The organism is Staphylococcus sp. HMSC034G07, assembly GCF_001835975.1.
GTDB lineage: Bacteria > Bacillota > Bacilli > Staphylococcales > Staphylococcaceae > Staphylococcus > Staphylococcus ureilyticus.
The window spans coordinates 1-7995 of sequence record NZ_KV826578.1; the positions used below are offsets into that span (position 1 = coordinate 1).

At 26.3% G+C, this 7995-nt stretch carries 14 protein-coding genes; 4 read left to right on the forward strand and 10 right to left on the reverse strand.

Annotation, left to right across the window (positions count from 1 at the left end; genetic code table 11):
* Positions 1–154 precede the first annotated feature (154 nt).
* The 4 genes from HMPREF2586_RS00145 to HMPREF2586_RS00160 all read left to right on the forward strand — a co-directional run bounded on the left by HMPREF2586_RS00145 (position 155) and on the right by HMPREF2586_RS00160 (position 3071).
* The gene (locus HMPREF2586_RS00145) at positions 155–361 is read left to right on the forward strand and encodes a hypothetical protein (RefSeq protein WP_070812564.1); all 207 of its coding nucleotides are present in this window, start codon (positions 155–157) and stop codon (positions 359–361) included.
* 112 nt (positions 362–473) lie between these two features.
* Positions 474–899 (forward strand): single-stranded DNA-binding protein, encoded by a 426-nt coding sequence (locus tag HMPREF2586_RS00150; RefSeq protein WP_070812565.1) that lies wholly within the window; start codon positions 474–476, stop codon positions 897–899.
* Between the two features lie 220 nt (positions 900–1119).
* Positions 1120–1758 carry a restriction endonuclease gene (locus HMPREF2586_RS00155; RefSeq protein ID WP_070812566.1) on the forward strand — a complete coding sequence of 213 codons (639 nt, stop codon included), beginning with the start codon at positions 1120–1122 and terminating at the stop codon, positions 1756–1758.
* Positions 1759–1775: 17 nt separating this feature from the next.
* Positions 1776–3071 (forward strand): TcaA second domain-containing protein, encoded by a 1296-nt coding sequence (locus tag HMPREF2586_RS00160; RefSeq protein ID WP_070812567.1) that lies wholly within the window; start codon positions 1776–1778, stop codon positions 3069–3071.
* A 185-nt stretch (positions 3072–3256) separates the two neighbouring features.
* Here the strand turns inward: HMPREF2586_RS00160 and HMPREF2586_RS00165 are convergent, their stop codons facing one another.
* From HMPREF2586_RS00165 to HMPREF2586_RS12920, 10 genes are all read right to left on the reverse strand, one after another.
* On the reverse strand, positions 3257–4006 hold the full coding sequence (locus HMPREF2586_RS00165) for a hypothetical protein (protein WP_070812568.1): 750 nt from the start codon (positions 4004–4006) through the stop codon (positions 3257–3259).
* Positions 4007–4056: 50 nt separating this feature from the next.
* Positions 4057–4539 (reverse strand): hypothetical protein, encoded by a 483-nt coding sequence (locus HMPREF2586_RS00170; protein WP_070812569.1) that lies wholly within the window; start codon positions 4537–4539, stop codon positions 4057–4059.
* A gap of 21 nt (positions 4540–4560) precedes the next feature.
* The gene (locus HMPREF2586_RS00175; protein ID WP_070812570.1) at positions 4561–5112 is read right to left on the reverse strand and encodes a recombinase family protein; all 552 of its coding nucleotides are present in this window, start codon (positions 5110–5112) and stop codon (positions 4561–4563) included.
* Between the two features lie 30 nt (positions 5113–5142).
* Entirely contained in the window at positions 5143–5328 is a 186-nt protein-coding gene (locus HMPREF2586_RS00180; protein WP_070812571.1) for a hypothetical protein, read from the reverse strand.
* A gap of 5 nt (positions 5329–5333) precedes the next feature.
* On the reverse strand, positions 5334–5873 hold the full coding sequence (locus tag HMPREF2586_RS00185; protein WP_070812572.1) for a hypothetical protein: 540 nt from the start codon (positions 5871–5873) through the stop codon (positions 5334–5336).
* Entirely contained in the window at positions 5866–6015 is a 150-nt protein-coding gene (locus HMPREF2586_RS12770) for a hypothetical protein (RefSeq protein WP_176747363.1), read from the reverse strand. The genes HMPREF2586_RS00185 and HMPREF2586_RS12770 overlap by 8 nt, the downstream gene beginning before the upstream one ends.
* A gap of 349 nt (positions 6016–6364) precedes the next feature.
* A complete protein-coding gene (locus HMPREF2586_RS12775) occupies positions 6365–6514 on the reverse strand; it encodes a hypothetical protein (protein ID WP_176747364.1) in 150 nt (49 codons plus the stop codon).
* 117 nt (positions 6515–6631) lie between these two features.
* A complete protein-coding gene (locus HMPREF2586_RS00190; protein WP_070812573.1) occupies positions 6632–6853 on the reverse strand; it encodes a hypothetical protein in 222 nt (73 codons plus the stop codon).
* Positions 6846–7706 (reverse strand): ParA family protein, encoded by an 861-nt coding sequence (locus HMPREF2586_RS00195; protein ID WP_256324318.1) that lies wholly within the window; start codon positions 7704–7706, stop codon positions 6846–6848. Before HMPREF2586_RS00195 ends, HMPREF2586_RS00190 begins: the two co-directional genes overlap by 8 nt.
* Positions 7707–7793: 87 nt before the next feature.
* Positions 7794–7995, reverse strand: a 202-nt coding sequence (locus HMPREF2586_RS12920; protein ID WP_218117659.1) for a hypothetical protein, incomplete at its 5' end; no start/stop codon positions are given.

A 7995-nucleotide genomic window follows, 5' to 3' on the forward strand; every position in this document is an offset into this window, starting at 1 on the left:
TAAATATACTTTTAAACTTATTTAAAAGTATAAAAAACAATTAGGAGTGGTCAATGATGAAATAAATTTCAATAGAAAAATATATACCAAAGAAACACAGACACAAAGTTATAGATTTCTATAAAGATACAAATAAGAAAGGAGGTGACAATTTATGAATTATAATCAATTAGAAAAAATGAGTGAGATTAATTTTGAATTAGAGATTTATGAAGATACTATTTTTCGATTACAACGTAAAATCGCAAATGAAAAACAAAAGACAAAAGTTAATCAATCAATTTTAGGGCGTTTGAACTATAAGTTAAAGAAAACCCACGATCAGTATTGTGAATTATATTTAATGAAGTATGAAATATAATCCACTTTTCAAAAGAAGGAAATTAGAAAATATGAAATATTAGTATGTAATACCAGAATGAGAAACTGTAAAATGAAAATTAAGATAAATATAGAATTAGGAGAGATATATTATGTTGAATATGTGCATTATGACAGGTCATCTAACAAAAGACCTTGAAAAAAGAAACATTGTAACAAAAAAGGGAGATAACAAAAGTGTTTTAAATGGTACAATTGCAGTCAATGACGGAAAAAGCCAATATCCAGATTATATTAATTTTACAGCTTGGGAATCAACAGCAGAAGCTATAGATGAATATACAACTAAAGGCTCTTTAGTAACACTAACTGGAAAATGGAAAAGAAATAAAGCAATAGATAAGAACGGTAATAATACTTATTACGACTTTTTATTAGTTGAAAGTTTAGACTTGTTAGAGGATAAAAATAAAACAGAAGAACGTAAATCTAAAAATGATATGGTTGAAAATCCATTTGGTAATTCAGATAAAGAATCTGTTTATGATATGTCTTTTGACCCTACAAAAGATAATTAAGATTAATCGGTGCATTGTGCAAAAAAAGAACCTACAAATCAATTGTAGGCTCAAGAGTGATCAATGATAAAATCATTAAATATACCAGCATGATGTACTGATATATAATCAATTGTATCAAGGTATTATACATTAATCAATTGCAACAAATATAGCATTTGTTACTACTAAAAAACTCCACAGAAATTAATGAATCAAAAACATAAGTGAGGTGTGCTAAATGGATAGTTCGATAGTTTATATTATTATAATAGCTTTAATTGTCTTTGTTTTGTTTAAATTCATACCTTATATTGTTACTTACTTTAAAGGTTTACAGATCAAAAGCAAACTTAAAAAAGCTAATATTAAAGATATTGATAAAATGAATGGTTTAGATTTTGAAATATACTTATCTGTTTTATTTAAAGAGCTAGGTTATAAAGCAGTCGTAACGAATGGTAGTCACGACTTTGGTGCTGATCTAATATTGAAAAAAGGCAACCATAAAATTGTCGTTCAAGCTAAAAGGTATGGATATAAGAAAAATGTTTCTATTGGTGCTATTCAAGAAGTTTTTGCTTCTCAACGTTACCACAACGCAGATGAAAGTTGGGTAATCACAAATAGTTTTTTCACTAACAGCGCTCTTAAATTAGCAAAGCCTTGTAACGTTATATTGAAAAATAGGTATGATTTAGTTGATTGGATATTGAAAATACAACCTAATACTTCACCAGAAGCTATTAGAAAGGAAAATGTATCTAATCGCTCATGTCCTAATTGTGACCACGCTTTAAAAATTAGAACAAGCAAAGCAGGAAACCAATTTATTGGTTGTTCTAATTATCCAACTTGTAAATATACAGAAAACTTATAATAAAAGGATTTTTAATTATGAATACAAATCAAAAGGAAAAAAATACAAAAAAAGTAAACAATCATAAAAAATTAACAATAACAATAATACTGATTGTAATAATATTAGCCATTTCATTACTATTATATTTCATATATCAAAAATATAATGCACAAGGACAAATAGAACAGTTTGAAAAGAACATTGAAAACAACGATTATAAACAAATTGCCAATACTTTATCTAATAATGAACATGAATTTACAACAAAGGAAGCCAAAAATTTTGTGAAGTACGTTAAAAAAGAAAATAACTATAAACAATTTCAAAAAGAGATTAATAATATCAAGAAAAATATAAAAAAAGATAAGCACTATTCCGTTAAACTAGGGGAAATTACTGATAATAAAGATAAAACCCTATTATCTATCAAAAAAGATGGAAAAAAATATTTCTTTTTAGATAAAATAACTTTTGAGCCACAATTATATCCAGTTTATGTTAAAGAATATAGTAACAATGCGATATATGAATATAAACTTGGTAAAAAAGTTAAAACTTCTACTGAAAAAAATTCTATATCAAAAGTAGGGGATTTCTTTGTAGGTAAATATAGTATAGATACTAAAAAAACTATCAAAGACAACAAAATAATAGGTGAAGTCAATGGTCAATTGTTTTTTAATACAGAAAATAGAAATAATGATGGAAAAATAATTGCTGATGATTCATTTAATCAAGGTTGGTTTAAAGCTAACACTAATGCTAAAAAACTCTTAGATGATAATAGTATTAAGCTAATGATTAACGATCAAGAAGAAGAATATAATCCAAACAAAGTGTATGGCAAGTATCCTCTTGAGAATAAAACATTTAATATTCAAGCTATAGGTAAAATTGATGACAAAGTTTTTAAATCAGAAACTATAAGTTTAAATAGAAATGGTGATAACCAGCCACAAAATATAAATTTAAAATTTGATTTACCTAAAATTAAGCGTTATAAACATGATACGGAAGATATTAAAAAAGAAGCTAAATCATTCTTGGAAGATTATATGGATCATCTAAACAAAGCATATGACAAAGGAGATTATGATTATATTAAAAATGATATTGATAAGGGAACAGAACTAGCAAAACGTATCAAAAAAGAAACAAAGCATAAACAAAAAATTAATTATAAGATTAAGTCTTTTGACACAATAGAGCGTAGCAACAATAAATTAAATATTAAACTTACAAAAAGTAATAATGATTATACAACAACAGGCACATATACACTAAAATTTGATTACAAAAATCAATTTAAAATAACAGACTACAAAGATTAAAAAAAAGGGCTTTTTGCCCTTTTTTTACTTAAACACTAGCTATTAGTTTTATGTGTTATAATACTTTTAGCACATTTTTTGTGCTAAGCTACGTGATGACTGTGGTCGTGATGTGAAAGCGTCTAACACTAATATGTTAGACGCTTTTTTATTCAATTTCTATACATTTTTTACAAATCAGTAAATTAAAAATTATCATTTAGCCAACTTTTGAATTTTTCCCATTGATTTTTACTTTCTTCACTAATTTTTTCAGTATCAATTTTATCTTCAACTTGTTTTAGTTGGTCTTTCATTTCGTTTTTATTGCCATTTTCTTTGCTATTTTGTGCTTCTTGTAATTGATTAACTCCGTCTTGAAATTCATTCGCTGCACTTTGATTTTGATTATTTTGTTTCAAATTATCGACTTTAGTCTGTAATTCATTAATACTTTGTTGTGTTTGTTGTTCATTGTTTTGTGAATTTTTTAATTCTTCTTTAGTATCATCTATTTCTTGCTTTAATTGTTCATTTTGTTGTTGTACTTGTTCATTATTAGCGACTTCTGAATTACTTTCTTGATTTTTATTAGATAAAAAATTCATAGCAATAATTCCTACAATGACAACAATTGCAATTGTTAGTAGAATACCAAGCCATTTACTTTTAGATTTTGCTTTTTTATTTTCTTGTTGTAATTGCCATTCTCTCTCCCTATCACGTTGGTTGTAATAATCTTCTGGACGTTTATTATAATCATCATAGTTTCGTTCAGTTCTACTATATGGATTGTAAATGACCTTGCCAAAAACTAGACGTTGTTTATCATCATCTATTGTATGGATATTTAAGTCAGTGTTTATTTGTCCGTTTTTATCTAATGCAATAATTTTACCGTCATCTTCTATTTTTAAAATTTTAGGATAATTTCTAAAGTCCTCTGTTTTGTTCATACAGACTTCCCTCCCTATAATATATATTTCAATGCAATACAGTGCATATCTCAGCGTCTGAATTTCTTAATCAAAGCCCATACACCAATAATTGCTAGAATGATTGATATAATTATCGTTACACATATAGTCAATTCTGGTTGTTTTTGAGATAAAATATAAGTTCCTTGATATACATACAACAAAAATATAGGTAATGCAGTTGTGCATGTTAGTAATGCTTCTGTATAAACTATTTGTTTTTCATTATAATACTTTATTTTTTCATCTGTAACTTCATCTTTAATTATTTTTTCGTCTATGTTTTGGTAAAAAGAAATAATTTTAAAAGCTGGTATAATTAGCAAATTAACAAATGTTGGAATTAAGATAGTCATTATATTATCACTAACGTTATTTAATATGTACTTATCTGGTATGAGCCAAATGTAAAAATAGGGTGATAATATAGCAATAGTATATGCAATTCCAACAAAAAATGCACTTGTATTATTTAATTTTCTGTTTTTTATCCAATCAATCATTATTTTCACGTTAATTCCTCCTTTAAATATTTACTTCTCTTTAATAACACGATATACAGTTGTACGACTTACACCAGTTTGTTCAGCGATTTCTGCACCAGTCAATTTTTGTTCATCATATAAAAACTTGATTTCACGTCTTTTATAATCTGGTAATCTAGGGCGACCACCTGTACGTCCTCTTGCTCTTGCAGATTCTAAACCTTTTTTCGTACGTTCACTTAATAGATTAGCTTCAAGTTCTGCAAAAGCACTCATCATGGTAAAAAACATTTTCCCCATTGCATCATTAGTTGATATATTCATATCAATGATTTGTAAGTCTATATTATTATCATCTAACCATTGTGATAACTCTATAAGTTGTTTAGTCGTTCTTCCTAAACGGTCTAACTTATAAATAACTAACGTATCACCGTCACGCAAGTAATCTAAACATTTATCTAATTCCGTTCGTTTTTTCTTACGCCCACTAACCTTTTCACTGAAGATACGTTCACAACCGTATTTTTCTAAAGCGTCTATTTGTGAATCTAAACTTTGATCTCGTGTTGAAACACGTGCATATCCTACTTTAGCCATAATTTATTTCCTCTTTTATAAGTAATTCTTTTATTTGCTTACTTTTTCTTTTTTCCAACCGAAAAATCCATTACTTACTTTAATAATGTGCTTACCACTCCAAAATGTAACGACTTCATAGAAATATGAACCTCCGTTTTTTCGCAAGAATTTAAAATCTTCATACCCCTCTTTAATTAAATACTTTTCTACTTCATTTTGTTCATTGCCAAACATTTAAATTACTCCTTTTCCTTTGAATTAAATAGTTCTTTAAGTTCATCTTCTTCCATTCTATCTAACATACCACCACAAGTAGTAAGAGTTATAAATCCGCCTGCTTTATATTCATTTAGAGGTGTTTTAATAGCATGAAATTGTAAAGCGTCTAAATCAATATTAGTTTCTTTACTAAATATTTTATATTTCTCTATTAGGGTATCTACATTTTTGAAAACACCTATAATTCGTGGTTTATTAGTAATTTCGTCAAAATCAAATATAAATATCAAAATATTATTTTGAATATTGTCGTGTGTTTCATTGTTTGATTGCTTTCTTTTTTTATTTACATAATCCCCATAACTACATATTACTTTTTGCACTCCGTCTACTTTAAAAATATCAAAGTATTCTATCGTACTTACTTCTAAATCATCTTTACTAAATTTTTTAATTCTCTTATCGAAATTATCATATTTATATATTAACTGACTTTCGTTAGTAAATATTCCATATGGATATAATTCTTCGTCATGTAATATACACACTGTTTCACTCATTATCTTTTGCCTCCTTATTATTTATATAAGTAACGCCGTCTGCATATGGTAATATAAATTCTGCACTAATTTTTTCAAAATTTTCTTCTATAATTCCTTTAAACTCATTTTCATTAATTTTAGTTCCTATTTTTTTATACATTATTTTCTAGTCGCCTTTTAAAATTTTTCTCAATGCAAATGAAAGACAATGAGATTGTAACTTTTCTCATATATTATAGCAATATTGTAACATAGATTATGTTACAAGTTTTGGTTTTAGTAGATAAAAAAATATTGAAGTTAATAACTCCATATTTTTTATAAGTTTGAAAGGTATTTGGTGAAAATTTTGGTTGTTAAATAGCAGACACCTCAAAAAATGTAACAAAAACGTTCGTTATTGGTTTTGATATTTCTCCTGTTTTTACACTCTAATCACACAATAGTTTACAATCTATAACCTCATTTATATATAATAAAGTAAATTTTGTCATTATTATTACCTCCTTTTATCCAATCATTTCATCTGTCTTTTCAGTTAAAGCCATTTTATATCTAAATTCAACTTTTCTCATATCCATATCATACAAATCATCTTTTTCTTTATCTGTTAAGCCTAACATTAAATCAATTAGTTCAATTAAACATTGTTTACTCATAATAAATGCCTCCTATTGATTAATCAGCAATTATAAATTAGTATATATTTGTTAGTATTTTTATAAATGCTTTCATTTAAAAAGTCGTAGCTTCTGCCAAGATACCTACGGCTTTTTTTAAATTTCATCTAAATATTTTCTTAATGCTCTTTCATTCATTTCTTGCATAGAAATACCTTTCTGTACCGATTTCATTTTTAGTTCACTGTGTATTTCATTATTCAATTTAACCATTTTATAATCAGTTTTCTTTTTCTTTGTCATTGGCGTTTCCTTTTTTTCACTTTCATCTTTTCCACTTACATAATTATTTAAGAAATTTTTTTCATTATTAGTCATTTAAACTACCTCTTTCTTTTAATTTGTTCATAAACTCCCAAAATACATTATTATATTGTGTGAGTGTTTTCTTATCATACGGCTCATTTTCAGTTATCCCTTTTGATCCCCAAGTCATAACACGTCTTAATCTATTAATTATATTTTCAAAAACTAATGCTTTAAATTCATTCTTATATTTATTTAAGTAAATACTATTAGTTTTATTATTATCTTCGGTTAAATATACAATCATACCTAATACATCTAATTTTGAATTGTACTGTGTCATTTCTGACAAATAGAACATATAATCTTTCGCATTTTCATAACAATCTTCTTCTGATTCAACCGGTACTAAAATATAATCACTAGCTACTATACAATTATGTGTTAGTGTAGTAGTCGTTGGTACAGAATCTAAAAATATTAGATCATAATCTTTTCTAACTTTTTCTAATAAATAATCATACATATAAAACTCATCTTTGATATTTAATGCTCGTCTTGAATATCTATCAAACCATGCTAGGTTCCAATCACCTTTGACTATATCAATATTATCATTAAGTTTTGATATTCCCCTAGTTATATCTTCTTGCTTAATCGCTTCCATAAAAGATAGTTCAGCATCTTGTGTTGTTTTAAAATTCTTATCTATTTTCTTAGTTAATGTTCTTTGAGGATCACTATCTACAAATAACACTTTTAAATCATATTTATTAGCGATATAACCAAATATATTTGTAAGTGTTGATTTACCAACGCCCCCTTTAAACATATTTATTGTTATTGTTAAGGCTTTGTCTTTCGATTTTAAGTTGTCTATCATTTGTTGATACTCATTGGGAATATCCCAAAATTTCTTTGACACTTTGATCACCTCATAATTTAAACTATTTATATTATATCATTAAGTATACTTTTTTACAAGTTTAAAAGTATACTTTTGTATCTAAAATTAATCTTTTTCTTTATTCATTTTCCACGAAACCTTTTTATGAAAGTTAAGATCAATTTTTAATTCTGCTTTAGTTAAAGTCCATGTATTCCTTTTGAACTTAATGAATTTACTTTCATGCAAATACTTTTGATTATTGTGAATGATCTCAATTGCTTTTATGTTATCCCAAAGTAAATATTCACTGTTTTTATAGACATCT

Excerpts from the sequence above, each read along its gene's own strand:
- HMPREF2586_RS00165 (WP_070812568.1), bottom strand. The coding sequence starts at position 4,006 with ATGAACAAAACAGAGGACTTTAGAAATTATCCTAAAATTTTAAAAATA.
- HMPREF2586_RS00160 (WP_070812567.1), top strand. The coding sequence starts at position 1,776 with ATGAATACAAATCAAAAGGAAAAAAATACAAAAAAAGTAAACAATCAT.
- HMPREF2586_RS00180 (WP_070812571.1), bottom strand. The coding sequence starts at position 5,328 with ATGTTTGGCAATGAACAAAATGAAGTAGAAAAGTATTTAATTAAAGAG.
- HMPREF2586_RS00190 (WP_070812573.1), bottom strand. The coding sequence starts at position 6,853 with ATGACTAATAATGAAAAAAATTTCTTAAATAATTATGTAAGTGGAAAA.
- HMPREF2586_RS00175 (WP_070812570.1), bottom strand. The coding sequence starts at position 5,112 with ATGGCTAAAGTAGGATATGCACGTGTTTCAACACGAGATCAAAGTTTA.
- HMPREF2586_RS00150 (WP_070812565.1), top strand. The coding sequence starts at position 474 with ATGTTGAATATGTGCATTATGACAGGTCATCTAACAAAAGACCTTGAA.
- HMPREF2586_RS12775 (WP_176747364.1), bottom strand. The coding sequence starts at position 6,514 with ATGAGTAAACAATGTTTAATTGAACTAATTGATTTAATGTTAGGCTTA.
- HMPREF2586_RS00185 (WP_070812572.1), bottom strand. The coding sequence starts at position 5,873 with ATGAGTGAAACAGTGTGTATATTACATGACGAAGAATTATATCCATAT.
- HMPREF2586_RS00155 (WP_070812566.1), top strand. The coding sequence starts at position 1,120 with ATGGATAGTTCGATAGTTTATATTATTATAATAGCTTTAATTGTCTTT.
- HMPREF2586_RS12770 (WP_176747363.1), bottom strand. The coding sequence starts at position 6,015 with ATGTATAAAAAAATAGGAACTAAAATTAATGAAAATGAGTTTAAAGGA.
- HMPREF2586_RS00145 (WP_070812564.1), top strand. The coding sequence starts at position 155 with ATGAATTATAATCAATTAGAAAAAATGAGTGAGATTAATTTTGAATTA.